This is a genomic window from Xanthomonas hortorum (genome assembly GCF_011305375.1).
In the GTDB taxonomy this organism is placed as follows: Bacteria; Pseudomonadota; Gammaproteobacteria; order Xanthomonadales; family Xanthomonadaceae; genus Xanthomonas; species Xanthomonas hortorum_E.
The window spans coordinates 142,304-160,482 of the sequence record NZ_VCME01000004.1 but is presented as its reverse complement, the minus strand read 5'-3'; the positions used below and the strand labels follow the sequence as shown (position 1 = coordinate 160,482).

General features: G+C 62.9%; 10 protein-coding genes and 3 pseudogenes. 6 read left to right on the top strand and 7 right to left on the bottom strand.

The genetic code is table 11. From position 1 onward, the window contains the following. Positions 1-423: 423 nt before the first annotated feature. From FFY45_RS03710 to FFY45_RS03695, 4 genes are all read left to right on the top strand, one after another. Positions 424-1,716, top strand: coding sequence for an adenylosuccinate synthase (locus FFY45_RS03710; protein ID WP_176339463.1), 1,293 nt, complete (start codon positions 424-426; stop codon positions 1,714-1,716). A gap of 170 nt (positions 1,717-1,886) precedes the next feature. Further along, positions 1,887-4,556 carry a M1 family metallopeptidase gene (locus FFY45_RS03705; RefSeq protein WP_176339462.1) on the top strand — a complete coding sequence of 890 codons (2,670 nt, stop codon included), beginning with the start codon at positions 1,887-1,889 and terminating at the stop codon, positions 4,554-4,556. A gap of 330 nt (positions 4,557-4,886) precedes the next feature. Next, positions 4,887-5,171: a CopG family transcriptional regulator gene (locus FFY45_RS03700; protein ID WP_104627855.1), complete on the top strand. Its 285-nt coding sequence runs from the start codon at positions 4,887-4,889 to the stop codon at positions 5,169-5,171. Between the two features lies 1 nt (position 5,172). Continuing rightward, positions 5,173-5,469 (top strand): type II toxin-antitoxin system RelE/ParE family toxin, encoded by a 297-nt coding sequence (locus tag FFY45_RS03695; protein ID WP_168959491.1) that lies wholly within the window; start codon positions 5,173-5,175, stop codon positions 5,467-5,469. Between the two features lie 46 nt (positions 5,470-5,515). Here FFY45_RS03695 and bdcA read toward each other — a convergent pair. Next, a pseudogene (gene bdcA / locus FFY45_RS03690) lies at positions 5,516-6,070 on the bottom strand (SDR family oxidoreductase); the annotation flags it as partial. Here bdcA and FFY45_RS03685 point away from each other — a divergent pair. Together FFY45_RS03685 and FFY45_RS03680 are read left to right on the top strand one after the other, a co-directional pair. Next, positions 6,060-6,536 (top strand): annotated as a pseudogene (locus FFY45_RS03685) (TetR/AcrR family transcriptional regulator); the annotation flags it as partial. The pseudogenes bdcA and FFY45_RS03685 sit on opposite strands and share 11 nt — an antisense overlap. A gap of 39 nt (positions 6,537-6,575) precedes the next feature. After that, positions 6,576-7,049: pseudogene (locus tag FFY45_RS03680) on the top strand (MarR family transcriptional regulator); the annotation flags it as partial. 159 nt (positions 7,050-7,208) lie between these two features. On the opposite strand, the gene FFY45_RS03675 reads toward FFY45_RS03680, so the two are convergent. The 6 genes from FFY45_RS03675 to hsdR form a co-directional block, all read right to left on the bottom strand. Next, positions 7,209-8,297: an HNH endonuclease gene (locus FFY45_RS03675; RefSeq protein ID WP_176339460.1), complete on the bottom strand. Its 1,089-nt coding sequence runs from the start codon at positions 8,295-8,297 to the stop codon at positions 7,209-7,211. Next, positions 8,297-9,967: an AAA family ATPase gene (locus tag FFY45_RS03670; protein WP_176339459.1), complete on the bottom strand. Its 1,671-nt coding sequence runs from the start codon at positions 9,965-9,967 to the stop codon at positions 8,297-8,299. The genes FFY45_RS03675 and FFY45_RS03670 overlap by 1 nt, the downstream gene beginning before the upstream one ends. A gap of 109 nt (positions 9,968-10,076) precedes the next feature. After that, entirely contained in the window at positions 10,077-11,438 is a 1,362-nt protein-coding gene (locus FFY45_RS03665) for a restriction endonuclease subunit S (RefSeq protein WP_176339458.1), read from the bottom strand. Further along, a complete protein-coding gene (locus FFY45_RS03660) occupies positions 11,431-12,969 on the bottom strand; it encodes a class I SAM-dependent DNA methyltransferase (protein ID WP_176339457.1) in 1,539 nt (512 codons plus the stop codon). Before FFY45_RS03660 ends, FFY45_RS03665 begins: the two co-directional genes overlap by 8 nt. Continuing rightward, positions 12,966-14,168 (bottom strand): Fic family protein, encoded by a 1,203-nt coding sequence (locus FFY45_RS03655; RefSeq protein WP_176339456.1) that lies wholly within the window; start codon positions 14,166-14,168, stop codon positions 12,966-12,968. The genes FFY45_RS03660 and FFY45_RS03655 overlap by 4 nt, the downstream gene beginning before the upstream one ends. Before the next feature lie 86 nt (positions 14,169-14,254). Beyond that, positions 14,255-17,728: a type I restriction-modification system endonuclease gene (hsdR, locus tag FFY45_RS03650; RefSeq protein WP_176339455.1), complete on the bottom strand. Its 3,474-nt coding sequence runs from the start codon at positions 17,726-17,728 to the stop codon at positions 14,255-14,257. Between the last annotated feature and the right edge of the window lie 451 nt (positions 17,729-18,179).

The following is an 18,179-nucleotide window of genomic DNA, read 5'->3' as shown; positions in this document are numbered from 1 at the left end:
AACCGCAACGGGCAGCGTAGGAGCACACCTGGGCGCGACTGCTTCACCGGTAACGCCTGTCGCGCCCGGGTGCGCTCCTACGACCCACGATGGGCGTTTGGGATTGTCGCTACGGTGATATTCCCAGGCTAGGCACCGGCAGCGCTCGGAGCACCGCGCAACCGACGGCCAGCCGCAATCTGACCAGCCCCCCGATCCGCCGCCTGCAAGGGGTAGTGCCTGCCACCCGAAACCCGGATAATGCACAAAAGCCGGCCGGGCACGCTCCACTCAGAGCACTCCGTTCGGCTTTTTCCGTGTCAGGGCTTTCGCGCCATTGCAACGCTCCCCGATGGAGCTGCGCGCCAGGTGTCGCCGCCAGCCGTGAACCGGTCCCATCCCGCGGCCCCGATGGCCGCAGCAAAACTCAGGAGTTCACCCGTCATGGGTCAGTCAGTTGTCGTGCTCGGTGCCCAGTGGGGCGATGAAGGCAAAGGCAAGATCGTCGATCTGCTCACCGAAGAGATCGGTGCGGTCGTCCGCTTCCAGGGCGGCCATAACGCCGGCCACACCCTGGTCATCAACGGCAAGAAGACCGTCTTGCATCTGATCCCCTCCGGCATCCTGCGCGACGACGCGCTGTGCCTGATCGGCAATGGCGTGGTGATCTCCCCGGCCGCGTTGATCAAGGAGATCGGCGAGCTGGAATCGGCCGGCGTGGAAGTGCGCTCGCGCCTGAAGATCTCCCCGGCCGCGCCGTTGATCATGCCGTACCACATCGCCCTGGATCAGGCGCGCGAGAAGGCCGCCGGCGGCAAGGCTATCGGCACCACCGGCCGCGGTATCGGCCCGGCGTACGAAGACAAGGTCGCTCGCCGCGGTATTCGCATCGCCGACCTGCATTACCCGCCGCAGCTGGAAGAACTACTGCGCACCGCGCTGGATTACCACAACTTCGTGCTGACCAAGTACCTGGGCGTGGACGCGGTGGATTTCCAGAAGACCTTCGACGAGGCGCTGGCCTTCGGCGAGTACGTGCAGCCGATGAAGTCGGATGTGGCCGGCATCCTGCACGACCTGCGTAAGCAGGGTAAGTGCGTGCTGTTCGAAGGCGCGCAGGGCGCGTTGCTGGATATCGACCACGGCACCTACCCGTACGTCACCAGTTCCAACACCACCGTGGGCGGCGCACTGGCCGGCACCGGCGTAGGCGCTGACGCCATCGACTACGTGCTCGGCATCGCCAAGGCCTACGCCACGCGCGTGGGCGGCGGCCCATTCCCGACCGAGCTGGACGACGAAGTAGGCCAGGGCATTCGCGACCGCGGCGCCGAATACGGCGCTTCCACCGGCCGCCCGCGTCGTTGCGGCTGGATGGACATCGTCGCGCTCAAGCGGGCGGTGGCCATCAACGGCATCTCCGGCCTGTGCATCACCAAGCTCGACGTGCTCGACGGCATGGAAAAGCTCAAGGTCTGCATCGCCTACGAATACCGCGGCAAGCGCACCGAATACGCACCGCTGGACGCGCAGGGCTGGGAAGAGTGCACCCCCGTGTACCTGGAGTTCCCGGGCTGGACCGAGAACACCCACGGCATCACCGAGTGGGACAAGCTGCCCGTCGCCGCGCGTGCCTACCTGCGCGCGCTGGAAGAACTGGCCGGCTGCCCGATCAGCATCGTCTCCACCGGCCCGGATCGTGACCACACGATGGTGCTGCAGGATCCGTTCGCCTGATCGGCTGACGCAGTTGCAACGCGAAAAACGGCCCGGCTTGTCCGGGCCGTTTTCTTTTGAGGATTGCTGAGCATTGGCATGACCTTTGGCGGTGCGCGAGCGAGCGCGAGGGGAGGATCATCGCCGGCACTGCGCAGCCTGCGCTTCTCCCCCGCCTAACGAGAACTCCCATGCGTCTTTCCCTGGCGACCGCCATTGCCCTGGCCTTGGCCGCTACCGCCCTGACCAGTGCCGCCCACGCTGCCGAATCCGCACCGGCCACCGCCACCTCTGCCGCATCGGCCATCACCACCCAGTTGCCGCGTACCGCCAGGCCCAGCCACTACGCCATCGACATCACCCCGCATGCCGACACGATGGCCTTCGACGGTAAGGTCAGCATCGATGTCGAGGTGCTGGCACCCTCCGATGCCATCGTGCTGCAGGCCGCGCAGCTGACCTTCGGCAAGGCCACGTTGGCCGCGGCAGGCCGCAAGCCGGTGGCGGCCACCGTCACCACCGACGCGGACGCACAAACCGCCAGCATTGCCACTGGCACGCCGCTGGCGCCGGGCAAATATGTAGTGACGTTGGCCTACAGCGGCACGATCAACACCCAGGCCAACGGCTTGTTCGCGCTGGATTCCACCACCGCACAAGGTCCGCGCCGCGCGCTGTTCACCCAGTTTGAAAACTCCGATGCGCGCCGCTTCATTCCTTCCTGGGACGAGCCCAACTTCAAGGCCACTTTCGACCTGGCGATCAATGCGCCGGCCGGGCAGATGGCGGTGAGCAACATGCCCGTTGCCTCGTCCCGGCCGGGCGCAAACGGGCGCACCCGCATCGCGTTCCAGACCTCGCCCAAGATGTCCACATACCTGCTGTTCGTCAGCGTGGGCGATTTCGAACGTGCCACCGTCACCGCCGACAACGGCACCGAGATCGGCGTCATCGCGCAGAAGGGCAAGGTGAGCCAGGCGCAGTTCGCACTGGAATCCGGCCGCAACGTGTTGCACGAGTACAACGACTACTTCGGTATCCCGTATCCATTGCCCAAGCTGGACAATATCGCCGCGCCCGGGCGCAGCCAGTTCTTCAGCGCCATGGAAAATTGGGGTGCGATCTTTACCTTCGAATACTCGTTGTTGCTGGATCCGGCGGTGTCCAACATCACCGACAAGCAGGGCGTCTTCACCATCGCTGCGCACGAGATCGCGCACCAGTGGTTCGGCAATCTGGTGACCATGGCGTGGTGGGACGACCTGTGGCTCAACGAAGGCTTCGCCAACTGGATGGAAGCGCGCACCACGGCAAAACTGCATCCGGAATGGGATATCGACAAGACCGGCCCGGCCCAGAAGAGCCGCGCGGCGATGCTGCGCGATGCGTATGCGACCACCCACCCGGTGGTGCAGCACGTGGCCACTGTGGAGCAGGCCAGCCAGGCCTTCGACGCCATCACCTACGAGAAGGGCGAGGCGGTGATTGCCATGCTGGAAGACTACGTCGGCTCCGATCGCTGGCGCACCGGCGTGCGTAGCTACATCAAGCAGCACCAGTACGGCAATGCGGTGACCGACCAGTTGTGGCAGCAGATCGACGCGGTGGCCCCAGGCAAGCAGTTCACTCAAGTAGCACATGACTTCACCCTGCAGCCGGGCGTGCCGTTGATCAAGGCCAGCAGCCGTTGCGTCGGCGGCCAGGCCACGGTGACGCTGGAGCAGGGCGAGTTCACGCTGGACCGCCCCGACAAGCAGCCGTTGCGCTGGCATGTGCCGGTCGTTCTGCGCAGCGGCGATAACACGCCGGTACGCGTGCTGGTAGACGGCACTGCACAGGTGCAGGTGCCGGGCTGCAACGCACCGGTGGTGGTCAATGCCGGGCAAAAGGGCTACTTCCGCACCTTGTATGCGCCCGCACAGTTCAAGGCGCTAACCAGCAGGTTTGGCGCGCTGCCGGTAGTGGACCAGTTGGGCGTGTTGAACGACACCAACGCACTGGCCGGCGCGGGCGTACAGGCAGAGGCCGACGTACTGAATCTCACCGCCCAGGTGGCGGTCGGCTCATCGCCCGATGTGTGGGACATGGTCGCCAGCATCTACGATGGCGTGGATGGCAGCTTCGAGCGCGACCCAGCTGCGCGCGCTGCGTGGCGTGCCTATGCCGTGCCGCGCCTGTCGGCCGAATTCGCAACGCTGGGCTGGGACAACCGCGATGGCGATTCGTCTCAGATCCAGCAACTGCGTACGCGCCTGATCGCCAGCCTCAGCGACATGGGAGATGCCGCAGTGATCGCAGAGGCGCGCCGGCGCTTTGCCGCCTTCCAGGCCAATCCCGCATCGCTGTCGCCGGAGCTGCGCGACAGCGTGCTGGGTGCGGTTGCGCGCAATGCCGACACCGCCACCTGGGACGCCTTGCATGCCTTGGCCAAGCAGGAAACCTCGTCGATGGTGCGCGACACCTATTACGATTTCCTCTCCATGCCCAACGACGAGGCGCTGGCCAAGCGCGCGCTGGCCCTGGCGTTGACACCGGAACCGGGCGCCACGACCGGTGCGAGCATGATCGACCGGGTCGCCTCCCAGCATCCGGAGCTTGCCTTCGATTTCGCCGTGGCGCATCGCACGCAGGTGGACACCCTGGTGGACTCCACCTCGCGTGCCCGCTACTACCCCGGCCTGGGCATGGACTCGGCAGAGCTTGCCACCGCCGACAGGATCAAGGCCTATGCCGACCAGTACATCGCGCCGACCTCGCGGCAGGCCGCAGACAACGCCATCAATACGATCCAGACGCGGGTGAAGCTGCGGGCGGCGTCGCTGCCGCAGATCAAGGCGTGGTTGAAACAGCGCAAACGCTGAGCGTTGCAGTCATCGCAGCACAGGAAACAGCCCGGCCTTGCCGGGCTTTTCCTTGCCGCGCCGGCAGTCACCGGGAGGTGGGGAGCGAGGCGTGCTTGCAAAAGCAGAAGGGGGTGAGGAGACCCTGACTCGCACGCCTGGTTGCAGTGCTTTAGGTGCTCCACGCTGTCAGTGCAGTGCCCCGGTCCGCGCTGGGGGAGGCGCGTAGGCGCCCGCCCGGACGCGGTCGCTTTCGAGCAGGCCGGCAACCGGCATGCGGTGTAGATGCAAGGTGCTGTGACACAGCTGTGCTACATTCGCGCGTACGAAATGCACAAGCTCGAGGATTTCATGAGCACCACAACCATCCGTCTTCCAGACGAACTCAAGATGCGCGTTGCTGCAGCAGCGAAGCGGGGCGGCACGACGGCACATAGTTTCATCCTGGAAGCGATCGCCGAAAAGGCGGAATCGGTAGAGCGTCGTGCCGATTTCGATGCGGTTGCCGAGCAGCGTTATGCCGGCATTGTCGCGTCCGGGAAAACCATCGCCTGGGACGACATGCGTGGCTATCTGGAAAAGCGCATGGCCGGCGAGCCGGCAAAGCGTCCCACGGCCCGCAAACTAGCCCGGTAGCATGGCGCGTATCGAACTGGCACCGGAGGTCGCACAGGATCTTGAGCGGATCTTCGACCACCTCCAGCGCCATGAGGCCGCACATGTCGCAGCACGCCTGCACGAGATCATTGCGGCAATCGATGTGCTGGAAACCAACCCGCTGATCGGCCGGCCGGCTGGCGGCGACAAGCGCGAACTGGTGATCGGTCGCGGCGCGCACGGCTATCTGGCGCTGTACTGCCATGTCGCGCAGATCGACACGGTGTTTGTGCTGGCCGTTCGCTCGCAACGTGAGGCGGGCTTTGCGGGGCCGTGATGTCCGCAGTTCCCTCATCGCCATAGCCAATGCAGACGCCGCCGCGTCATGCTCCAAACGCACCATCGATCGTATGCATCGCGCCGGTGACAAAGCTCGCTTCCGGGCCTGCCAGCCAGGCCACCATGCCGGCCACTTCGTCGGCGCGGCCGTGGCGTTTGATCGCCATGAAGCTGTGCATCAGATCTTTCATCGGCCCGTTTTCCGGGTTGGCGTCGGTATCGATCGGGCCCGGTTGCACCACGTTGATGGTGATGCCACGCGGCCCGAAGTCGCGGGCCAGCCCGCGTGCCAGCCCTTGCAGCGCGGATTTGCTCAGCGCGTAGGACGCCATGCCGGGCAGCGGCATGCGGTCGCCGTTGACCGAGCCGATCACGATGATCCGCCCGCCGGGCGGCATCTGCCGCGCGGCCTCCACGGCGGCGTGGTAGGGCGCGTGCACGTTGATGCGGAACAGCCGGTCCACCGCGTCCGGATCCTGGTCCAGCGCATCGCCGAACAAGGCGATGCCGGAGTTGATCACCAGCACATCCAGCGGCCCGCTGCGGCGCACCGTGTCGATGACCGCATCGCGGTCGGCGCTGTCGGCCAGCACCGCGGTCCTCACCCAGGCGCTGGGCATCAACCCGCCGAGTTTCTATGCCGCCTTCGGCAGCAAGGCCGGCCTGTATGCGCGCATCCTCGACCGCTACGCACAGACCGGGGTCATCCCGCTGCCGCAACTCCTGGACACCGCCCGCCCGCTGGCCGACGCACTGGAGCAGGCAGCCCGCTGCTACGCCGCAGACCCCGCCGCCACCGGCTGCCTGGTGCTGGAAGGCACGCGCAGCAACGACGCGCAGGCGCGCGAGGCGGCCTGCGGCTTTCATGTCGCAGCCCAGGAGTTGATCCGCTCCCACATCGCCAAGCAGTGCCCGCACGACGCAGACCGGCTGGCCGATTTCGTCAGCACCACCATGGCCGGGCTGTCCGCCAGTGCCCGGCATGGGCAGAGCCTGGAGCGTCTGTTGGCGAGTGCGCGGCTGGCGGGGGAGGCGATTCGGGTGGCGCTGCGGGGAATTGGGTGAGCGTGTCTGGCTTCTGCCGTTGAGCGGTAGACCTCATTCCAGGCCTGGACCTATGCCTCGCTTGGAGAAGCGCTGGGCATGAGCGCCTCGCAGGTGCATCGCAGCGTCAAGCGCGCGGTGGCATCCGGCTTGGCGCTGGAAAAAAGTCGCGGCGAGTGGGAGACGGTGCGCACGGCGCTGCACGAGTTTGCGGTCCACGGCGTGCGCTATGCCTTCCCCGCCGTGATCGGGCCGCTAAGGCGTGGCATTCCTACGGCCTTCGGCGTGCCCCCACTGTCCACTGCGATTGCCAGCGTCCCTGGGGAGGCACCGGTGTGGCCAAGCGCGCAGGGCACAGCCAAAGGCCCCGGCTTGTCGCCGTTGTCGTCCGGTGCGCCCAACGCTGCGCTGGCCGACCCTGCCTTGCACCAACTGCTGGCGCTGCAGGACGCCCTGCGCAGCGTGCGCGCCCGCGAGCGCACGTTGGCAGCGCACTATCTCAAACAATTGCTGGGGCTTGGTGATGCGGTCTGATGATCCTAACTTGCCGCATCTGCTGGTCATTGCGGATGTACTGGGCGAACTTTGCGACCACGTGGTCTTCCTCGGCGGGGCAGTCGTTGGCCTGCTGGTGTCGGATCCATTGGCGGAGAACGCTAGTCAAGCATTCAGGTCACATCGTTCAGATCATCCCTAAGGGGAGAAAAATAACGCATTCATCTCAATATCGGCTGGAGCCTCGCCCTTTATCGTTTCGCGGAGGGCTTCACGCGCACCTTGCTCCATTTCGATCACTGCCATGTAAAGGCGCGCTCGCCAATAATTGAAGGCCGTAAGTCTCACCTTGCAGGCTCTGGCATTCGCACTGTGTCTCAGTCCTGCGAGAAATGCCGCCTCTGTTTCGACAGGGATATCTTCGAAAATCTTCTCGACCAGCGGTAAGAATTCTCCTTTCACGCGTGCCCGAATCTTGTAGATATCGTCCCAGGTTTGCAGCTTTTCTCTCCGGCACGGGCATTCGCTTGTGAGGCTGATGACGAGCTGCGGGAGGCCCGCATCCGAGGAAATTCCAACTTGGATTTCATCGGGGTGCACCATTTCGGTCCAGGGGTAGAAGCTTAGGCGTCTGTGTATTCCGTTAAATAGCAGGTCCTTTGCTAACTTTGCTTTTGAGTTGCAGGTTTGACAGATGGGGATCAGGTTTCCCGGATGAATTCCATACAGCGGATATTTGTCCTTGGGAAGAATGTGATCATAAGGTCCGCGCCATTGCCCGTCCTCAGCGCTTGACTGCATCTGCGCCAGTGATTCTGTGCCGCAGACGCAACAAATGTTGCCATTTCCTGGCGGAGCGCTATCTCGAAAGCGCGAAAAGTGATCCGACACGGTCTCGCCGCAAGTTGTCTCTACCCCGGCCAGATCGGCAGTTCGCTCGTACAGGTGGACCGCCAACTGCTTCAGTTCCTTAAAAATCGTATCCGGAATAGCTACCAGAGGAACGGAGCGGTCTCCTAGGAAGTTGGTGGGCTCGATGTTCGCGTCTATGGCTGCTAATAGAGATGCCTTATCTGCATTCATCAGAGTAGAAACACTGGTGCAAAAATTAGAAATTTTCTCGACGGTAGGACCATTGCTGAAAACTGCAGCATAGAGCCCCTCCGGCATTTGATGTTCGTCGACGGGTCGCCCGTGTAGTGCAGAGATCACGACTTCTCTAAGTAATTGGTTGAGTCCGGTGAAAATTCTTGACGGCTCCAGGCATGGATTGATGCTTAAGAGCATTATTCGGACCCCAGTCGCTTGATCAGATAGGAGCGTTCCATCGAATCACCTAACGATTCTGTAAGCCAAGCTATTTTCTGATGCGTACTCATTTGCGAACTATCCAGCTTCGAACGGATTTCCGAAATGGCTGTATCGGAAATCGCTGCTTTCAGATCGAAGTGCTTCTTGATCAGTACATCGAATGATGCGCCGAACGTCTCGCTCGCAGGCAAGTCCATCGTCGTTGCTCCATCGGACCTCTGGAAATGAAAAACTGATTCGCGAGGCAATGACGAGACTAGGAAGGGTGAGTGAGAAGAAATGAGTGCTTGTGAAAGACCCGATTCGAGATTGGCGCGGCGGAAGTCCAAATGGAATCGCGTTCGCCAGCTCGGATTCAGATGTGTCTCGGGCTCGTCGAACAGAAAAAGCGTTTCGGCATCGCCTAGCAGCAAGACAGCGCCGAGCGTCAACAATAGCTGAAGCTCGCCGTCGCTGAGATCGTCTATGGACACCGCGTCCTGGCCATTGGTCATCCACAACTCGCTCACGGACAGCGGCAGCTTTCCCTTGAGTGGCTTTTTGACGTGCCCCTGAAAGTTGTCGTGGCGCAGCTCCTTTTTCATATCTGAGGGCCATTCCGCAACGCCAAGCAGTTGTAGCTTGTAGAGCGAAAGGAACCACGCGGCGGGATCTCGATGGTTCTCCTGAAGCCGCCGTTGAACCAGCGGATCCGTGTAGTCAATTTCAATGTCCGCAGCCAGATGATCAAGCTGGTACCGTTCGTACTGCACCTCTGAGGATCGGGATGATCGCGGCGTCAGTTTTTCGCTCCCTGCTATTTCGATGAGTCGCTGAATATCACTCGCTGCATCTTTAGCGGCAGAATGGCCTCGGAGATCGTAATGAAGAATCGCCCTTTGAGGGTGGCAGAATGGAACTTCGCTCCAGATCTCATTGAGTAGATTGTTGTCGAGCATTCCGATAACCATGATCAGCAGCGAGGCGCAGTCATAGTCAAGGAAAATACTTCTCGGCGCGGGTGTGTCCCTATCATCCAAGGTGAAGCTGTCTGTACTTATTGCCTCTTCATTGAGTGCGAATATTCCCGGATGCCGCTTCAGATATCTTTCTTCAATTGCATCGGTGCTACGCGATGCTGAGACGGCCAAGTTCAGCTCGTCCTGATGCCTTGAGCGGACCCGGATGACGTCATGGAACTGAACGGCATTTTTCAGGAACGGGCGCTGCAGATTCTCTGATAAGCCGGAGGCGTATCCGACAACTCGGGGTAGTCGAACCTCATTGAGGTTCACTGCCTCGCTGACCGTTTCCCATCTGACTTTATCAACCGCAGCTGGCGAGGGCGCGCGAAAATCGCGAAGGATCCTGATTTCTAGGCCTTCGCGAGTGTCGATCACATAACGAATCGGCGCTTCGATTTGCGGCGAGGTCAGCTCGTAGGTGACGCAGAACGTGAATCCAAGGCTGTCTCTGACCTTGAATTCAGGTCGCTGGCGGCGCTCGAGATAGGCAAAGATCTCGGCGATAAGCTCCATCACTTGAGATTTTCCCGAGCCGTTGGGGCCAATCAGGACACTTACGTCGTCCCGAGAGGATGAAAAATCGAATGTCTGGTCCTTAAGGCCTTTATAGGTGCCGATGAGCTCAAGACGGATCAGTTTCACTATGGCTCCTGATGGTGAACTTCCCTGAATGCTCTAACCCATTACGCTGGCGGCTTGTGCTGCGACCTAGTGCGGCGTTCCGGTCGTTACAAGACGGCGCGTTGGGGCATTAGACCTTTTTGCGGCCGCGCTTTGGTTTGGGCGTGGCGGCGCGCTGGGTGCGGATGCGTTCCAGCAGCACGCTGGCCGGTTCGTCGCTGGGGTCCTGCGGCACTAGTTCGCCGCGGAAGGCTTTGGCGAGCAGGCTCTGGGTCATCGTGTTGATGCGCTGCTGGGCAGTGGCGACCTTGGCTTCCAACTGGTCGGCATAAGTGAAGAGCTGTTCGACGCGGCGGACGATTTCATCCTGAATTTGAGTTGGTGGAATAGGAAACACGAAGTCCCTGCATTGAGATAGCGAGATGTTGACTTGGCCAGCTGACCCCTTGGTCTCTTGGGAGATTCGTCTGATGTTAGTTCCCTCAAGAAGAACGAGGTGAATCCAAGCGGACGAAATCGACTCACTTGGGCGGAACAGGGTGATGGCCTGATTGATGTTCCACTCATCTACTCCTTGAGGTACAACCGCGATCTTTCCAAGTGGTGGGCCGACGATATTCATCAATACATCGCCGGGGCTTGTGATCGATTTGCGGCATGAGCCTTGATGAATATCGGCAGCGATATACTGCGGTCTATATTCAAAGTCGATAAGCCCATCAACGATGTTGTAAACCTTGAGAAAGGGGATGCCTTCTGTGGTGAAGCCTTCTTTGGGAGTCCCGCCGCTTTGGACCTTGGTGCATACGTCTTCCGCGCGCATATGTCGCCACGTCGTGGTGTCGAATGAGGCGTGTTGATCGACAGCAAGCGATCCGCTTACACCATGACTTATTACTGATTGGCGGAAACGCTTGAGCAGGGCGGGAATGGCGTCGATGCGGGCCTTGAGGGTGTCGACCTGGGCCAGCAGCGCATCCAGCTTCTGCGCGATGCGCTTTTGCTCTGCGAGCGGCGGCAATGGCAATTCGATCGAACGCAGTGCGTCTTGCGAGATGTTTCGCATCGAAAGCTGATTGCCGGTGGCTAGCGCTTCGATCTGGCTTCGACCGGATTTCGACTTGAGGCAGGCAAGCGCCCACGCTCGAAGAGGTTCAGCGATGTCCAGTCGAAGCACTTTGTCGCTCAGGTAGAGGTTCTTGGTGATCGCATGCACGATCACTGGTGCACCGACGAGCTCCAAGGTGTTTGCACGCGAAATGAGCAGGTCACCCGGCTGGATTTTGTTGCGCGCCTCAAGTCCGTCATCGCTCAGTAACGTCTTGCTTTCTAACTCGTCGAATTTTCCCCATGTGACCGCGCTGATTTTGACAAGGCCGGGCTCTTCGCCTTCTGGGGGACGCTCGTCGCATTTGACGTTTTTGCCGGCTTGGATGTGATCCAGCAGGTCTCCTAGTTGGCAAGATGCCCACCCAGCCGGCAACTCACTCACCGTCCACCTCGCCGCTGGTCACTTCCAGCCCCATCACCTCGGCCAGCAGCCGCTTCTGTTCCAGTGCTTCGTCGCCGGCACCCAGCGCCTGCATCAGCGCGTCGAGTTCGCGTAGGGCTTCGCTGAGTTCGGCCATCGCTTCGGCGGCCAGCACTTCGGGCGCGGGCAGGCTATTAGCGTCTACGCTGTCGGCGTCCTTGAGCCAGCTGATATCCAGCGAGTCGCCGCGCTCGGCGATCTGGGCGCGGGTGAAGCAACGGAAGCGCCCTTGTTCACCTTCATCGGTGCGCGGGCTGGCGCCGTTGGGATCGGTGCCGTAGGCCTCCTCGAACGGTTTGAGGTGCGTCGGCCCGAACGGGGTGCGCTTGCCGAAGCTGGGCATATTGCTGCGCAGGTCGTAGACCCACGTCGCCTGCGTGCAGCCGGTGTCCTGGCGCGGGTTGGCGGCGGTGCCTTTCTGAAAGAAGAGGACATTGGTCTTGACGCCCTGCGCGTAGAAGATGCCGGTCGGCAGGCGCAGCAGGGTGTGCAGGTTGCACTTGTCCAGCAGGTCGCGGCGAATCTCGGTACCGACGCCGGCCTCGAACAGCACGTTGTCCGGCAGCACCACGGCGGCGCGGCCACCGGGCTTCAGGCCACGGTAGATATGCTGCAGGAAGGCGAGCTGCTTGTTGCTGGTCTTGTAGGTGAGGTCGTCACGGGTGGGTCCGCCGCCGCCCTTGGCGGTGCCGAATGGCGGGTTGGACAGCATGATATCCACCTTGGGCAAGGCGGCGCCGGCATTGCCGAGGCTGTTGCCGAGCTGGACCACGCCGGCGCCTTCGCCGGACATGCCGTGCAGCAGACAGTTCATCAGCGCCAGGCGGCGGGTGCCGGGCACCAGCTCCATGCCGGTATAGGCCTTTTGCTGCTGGAAGCGGCGGGCCTTGTCGTCGAGCGTGTACAGATCGTCGGTGTTGGCTTTGATGTAGGCATCGGCGGCGATCAGAAAGCCGGCGGTACCGGCGGCCGGATCCTGCAGGGTTTCGCCAGGCTGCGGCTGCAGGCAGCGGATGATGGCGTCGATCAGCGCACGTGGGGTGAAGTACTGGCCGGCACCGGACTTGGTCTCGTTGGCGTTCTTCTGCAACAGGCCTTCGTAAAGGTCGCCCAGGCCGTCCTGGCGCGCGCTGAACCAGTCCAGCCCGTCGAGCGCGGTGACCAGGGTTTCCAGATGGCGCGGCTCCTTGAGCCGGGTCTGCGCATCTGCGTAGATGGCGGCGATCATCGGATCGCTGCTCTTGCCCAGGTCCAGCAGCATCTGCCGATAGTGGTTGAGCAGGTTGAGGCCGGACTTGCCGTTGAGATCGGGCCAGCGGCTGCCGGCGGGCAGCTTGTGCTCGAAGGCGTCGTTGTTGCGTACCTGCTCGTATTCCATCTTGACGAACAGCAGCAGCACCAGCTCGGTGACGTAGTCGCTGTAGTTGATGCCGTCGTCGCGCAGGACGTCGCAGAGGTTCCAGAGTTTCTGGACGATGTCGTTATGGGTCATGGGGTGCTGCCTTGTTCTGAAGTGGTGCGGGCCGGCAGCGCGATGCTGGAGGCCGGCGTGTTGATGGCGTAACGGGTGCTGCGGCCGCTGCCGGGCAGGCGGCGCAGGCAGCCTTTTTCCAGCAGGTCGGCCAGATGGCGGGTGGCGGTGGCCTTGGAGACCTTGGCCACGGCCTGGTACTGAGAGGCACTGATGCCGTGTTCGAAACCGCGCTCGCCGCCATCGAGTAGGCGGTTGAGCACCTTGACCTGTTCGGCCGACAGCGGCTGTGCGTGATGCTGCTGCCAGAAGCGTGCTTTGGCCAATACCCGATCGATACGGTGCAGTGCCTGCACCAGGCTGTCGTGCAGGGTGGTGAGGAACCAGTGCAGCCAGTGGGTGATGTCGAGCAGGCCTTTCTGGGTAGTTTCCAGGCTGCGGTAATAGCCGCTGCGGTCGGCGAGGATGCTGGCCGACAGTGCATGGAGACGGATCGCCTGCGGTTGCGCCTGGGCCAGGGCGAGATCGGTGAGTGCGCGGGTGAGGCGGCCATTGCCGTCGTCGAACGGGTGCAGAGTGACGAACCACAGATGGGCGATGCCGGCACGCAGCAGCGGGTCTAGCGTGGCGTCGGTGCGCGAGCTGGCGAACCAGTCGAGGAAGGCGGCGAGCTGGGCGTCGAGCCCGTCGCGCGGCGGGGCTTCGAAGTGGACGGTGGGGCGGTCGAGCCGGCCGGAGACGACCTGCATCGGTTCATCGCCACGCAGCGCGCCGATGCGGATACGCGTGGGCAGCAGGCTGTCCTGTTCGGCAAACAGCCAGCGGTGCCATTGCAGCAGGCGGGGCAGGTCCAGCGGGGCGTCGGCGTGGCCGGTGGCGTCTAGCATCAGCTCGGCCAGCCCCTCGCTGCGGCCAGTCGTGCGGCGCGGGCTGTCTTCGGCCAGGCCCAGATGGCGGGCCAGCGAGGAGCGTACCGAGCCGACATCCAGCCGCTCGCCCTCGATGGCCGAGGAGGTGACGATGTTGGAGAGCAGGGTGTCAAGCGCTTCGGCGGCCTGCTGGTCGCCAGCAACCGCGCCGGCCATGCCGAGCAGCTGGCCGTGCGCGTGCTGGCAGTCGCGCAGCAGTGCCGCCAGGGCATCGGCCTGCCAGTGGAAGCGAGGCCAGTCGGGCTGCTGCCAGATCCAGCGGGGGCGGGGTTCGGTTGTTCGGTTGGGCATCGGTGAGCCGATTGGCTGCGCTAATTGGCTCGTTGGGTGAGCCGATTATCCCGACTAATCGGCTCATACGCCAGTGAACTAGCGACTCAGCCAGTCTGATCCCACAGTTGCTCGCCCAGATCGCCCAAGATTTGGTCCAGCCGGCCATCGAGCAGGCGGTCCAACTGCAGGGCGCCGCCGTCGCCGCTGAAGTTGCGTTGCACGGTGTCGCGGTCCATCACCACCTCGTGTATCAGCTGCTGGGCCAGCCGCTTGAGCCAGCGCCGCTGCACCGGTGTCCAGCTGCGCTGGGCATAGATGCCCTGCATGGCCTTGTCGACGCGCTGCTCGAACGGCACCAATGCCTCGCCCAGCGCGGCACGGCGGATGTAGCCGATGATGCTGGCGGCGACCTCCTGCTGAGTGCTGTCGCGCCACGCGCCACGCAGGTGGGCCTCGCTGTAGCCGTGCTGGTCGAGCAGCAGGCGCACCTCGCGCAGCTGGGCGCGGGTGAGGTCGCGGGGGCGGTTGACGATGACGCTGAGCGCGGCGGACTGATTGATCTGCTCGCGGATGAAGGCGTTGAAACTGTCCAGGTAATCGGCCGGTGCCTCGTTGACGCCGTAGTTCTGTGCGCGTTCGAGCAGGGTGTCAGTGTGTTCGGAAATGACAGGGTAGCGGTCCGTGCCCAGCAGCACGCCCACTTCGGCCAGTTGCTCCACCAGGCGCGGGTGTTCGCGGAGGAAGCTGGCCGCATTGCGCGCGCCGAGCTTGTGCAGGTGGGTGTGCAGCACGGCGGGCGCCACGCCCCAGGAGGTTTCCAGCTCGCTGAGCTTGTCGCGCAGATCCGGGCGCTGCTCGGCGCGATGCTGGGCCTTGCGCAGCACGCGCATGATGCGCTGGCTCAACTGGTCGAGCGCGTCGTCGGCATGGCTGCCGCCGTTGCTGCCGGGGGCATCGAAGCTGCGCTGCTGGCCGAGCTCGTGGACCAGCTGCTCGATGCTGATGTTGGGGTCCTTGACCAGCGGGCGCATGGTGTCGACGTCTTCGAGCGCGGCGTACAGATCGACCGGATCGAAGATGCGGAACACGGTCTTGCCGATGTCGTCGCAGCGGCGGGTGGCGCGGCCCTTCATCTGTTCGTAGAGGATGCGCGAGCGGACCCGGCGCATGAACACCAGGTTGGCGATACGCGGCACATCGATGCCGGTGGTCAGCAGGTCGACGGTGATGGCGATATTGGGGTAGCGCTCGTTCTTGTAGTTGCGGATCAGCTGGTCGACCTTGTCGCTTTTGCCGGTGATCACCGCGACGCTGGCCTGGTTGTAGTAATTGCCATGGACCTGTTTGAAGGCCTCGTCCAGCTGGTTCTTGACGCGTTCGGCGTGGGGCTGGCTGACGCAGAAGATCAGGGTCTTTTCCTCGCCGTCCGGGTCCAGTTCGATGGCGAGCTGCTCGCAGACGACCCGGTCGAAGTCCGCGGTGATCACACGCCGGTTGAACGACTCGATATTGAAGTCGAGTTCGTCTTCCAGGTCTGCGGTATCGACTTCGCCGGTCTGCGTGTTGATGACGCTGACGCGCTCGCCGCGATCGAAGTGGATGCCGTTCTTGCCGAGCGCGGTGGTGTAGCGGATGGGCGGCTCGTGGTCGATCAGCCAGTCATCTGCCACTGCTTCGCGGTAGCTGTAGGTGTAGATCGGCTTGCCGAAGATCTCGGTGGTGTGCTTGGCCGGCGTGGCGGTCAGGCCGATACGGCAGGCATCGAAGTAGTCGAGCACGCGGCGGTATTGCGACAGGTATTGCGCGTGGTCGCGCACGGCCAGTTCGCCTTCGGTCATTTCCTGGTCGAGCGTGTAACCGCGGTGGGCCTCGTCGACGACGATACAGTCGAAGGTGCCGATCGGTGGCGGGTCATCGGACTGGAAAATGCGCCGGACCATGGCCTGCACCGTGGCGACCTGCACGCGGGTCTCATCGGCGGTGCGGGTGTCGTCCAGGCCATCGAGGTTGTAGATCTGCGCCAGCGTCTGGTTCTGCTCCAGCTGCATGTCCTGCATCGTCTCGGTGGCCTGGGTGCCGAGCGCGGAGCGGTCGACCAGGAACAGAATCCGGTGGAAGCGCTCGGCCTTGAGCAGACGGTAGATCAGGCCAATCATTGTGCGCGTCTTGCCGGTGCCGGTCGCCATCGCCAGCAGGCAGTTGCGTGAACCCGATGCCAGCGCGCCTTCCACTGCCAGGATCGCGCGCTGCTGGTAGTCGCGCAGGTTGAGGTAGGCGAAACCTTCCTGGGCCAGATCGCGCTCGGCCTGGTCGCGATCGCGGGTGAGTAGATCGGCGATGTCCTCGGGCGTGTGGAACTTCTGCAGCGGGCGCCGCAGATTGGCCGGTGAGCGCAGGTCGCGGAACCAGATGCCCGATTGCTCGGCCAGCTGCTTAACATAAGGACGGCCGTTGCAGGCGAATGCCAGCGGCACCTGGAAATGGCCGCCCTGGCCATCGGCCCAGCCTGCGATCGAGGGGGTGGCCGAGTAGGCGGGGGCCAGCTCGCCACTCATCACAAACTCGCGCGCGTAGCGCTCGGCCTGGGGAATCCGGTCGGCGATGTTGATCTGCTTGCGCTTGGCCTCGACGACGGCGACCGGCGTGAGGCCGGCGAACAGCACATAGTCGGCGTTGGCGCGCGGCACCTTGGTGGGCCACTCGGCGATGGCGAGATTGCGACCTTTTTCCGGGCGGATGCCCTTGGCGTGGGTGAGGTCGAGCGAGTCTGCTTCCCAGCCGGCCTCGCGCAGCTGTTGGTCGATCAGGATGCGGGTGAGGTCTTCGCTGAGGTCGAAGTTGTTGCTGGCCTGCTGGGTGGCGCCGGCGACCTGTTGGGTGGCGGCCTGGCGGGCGGTATCCGGCTGTTGCAGGCTGGCGATGCGTTGTTCGAAGTCCTGGCGAAGCCGTTGCAGTTCCTGTTCGCGTTGGACTGCCAGCGCCGACTGCTCACGCGCTTCGACGTCCATCGCTTCGGCGAGCTCAGCGTTGAGCTTGGCTTCGCTGCTCTTGAGTTCGGCGAGCGCCTGGCTCTGATCGTGTTGCTGGCGAGCGGTATCCAGCTCCGCTTTCAGGCGATGGACCTCGGCCTGCACTTCACGCAACGGCGCGGCTGGATCCTTCGGGGGCACGAAAGCACCCGCCTTGAATTCGGCGGCGTTCCTGCCGAAGGCCCGGTGGTACCAGACCGCCAGGTCGCGGGCGACCTTCAGGCCATCCATCGCTTCGCGGTGTTGCGTGGTGAAGCCGTGGGTCGCCTTGTTGCCCTCGACCCGCAGTACGTGGAACAGCTCCTGGATCCGCCGGTCCAGGCGCAGCTCGCGTGTGAGCTGGTAGATCAGATCCGCCTGGGTTGTCCGTTGGTCGTGGATGATGCCGGCGCGCCCAGCGAGATCCTGGGCAAGTGCTTCGGCGAACTGCCGGAGCTTGATCAGCGTGGTGTTGGGATCACTGGCAAAGACCTGCTCGGCCATCGAGGCCAGTTTGAAGAAGACCGGATCGTGTTCCTGCAGGAAGGAAAAGTTGCTGTCGACAGTCACACGCGTATCCGTACTTGGCGCCCGGCGGGATGGCATCGCGCGGTAGCCCTCATAGGTCACCGATGCTGCCGTCGTCATTCTAGCGCCGGATGCGATGGACCGATATGCGATGGCTTGGGCCGTCCACAGCGAATTTGTTGGCAGCTGCGCAAGTTTTTCCTATGAGTTCCCAGTCTTTTGTCGACAACTAAGTCGTTGCCTCAATGAAATTCGGCGGCAGCATAGATGCTTCTGCCTGATGATTCGTCTGGAATGGCCCTACTGCCTATATGAAATTGCAGGTGCCGAAGGCCTTGACGGCGGTAATCTGCAGTAGCACGATCACCCTACGGAGCCTCGAAACTCCCCGTATAGCGGTACCCACCTCCGACAAACCGGTGGGTTTTTTGTGCCTGCAACTTTTGCGGGTGCAACCGACGTGATGCCTGCGTCGGGAGGGCGGCTAATACAA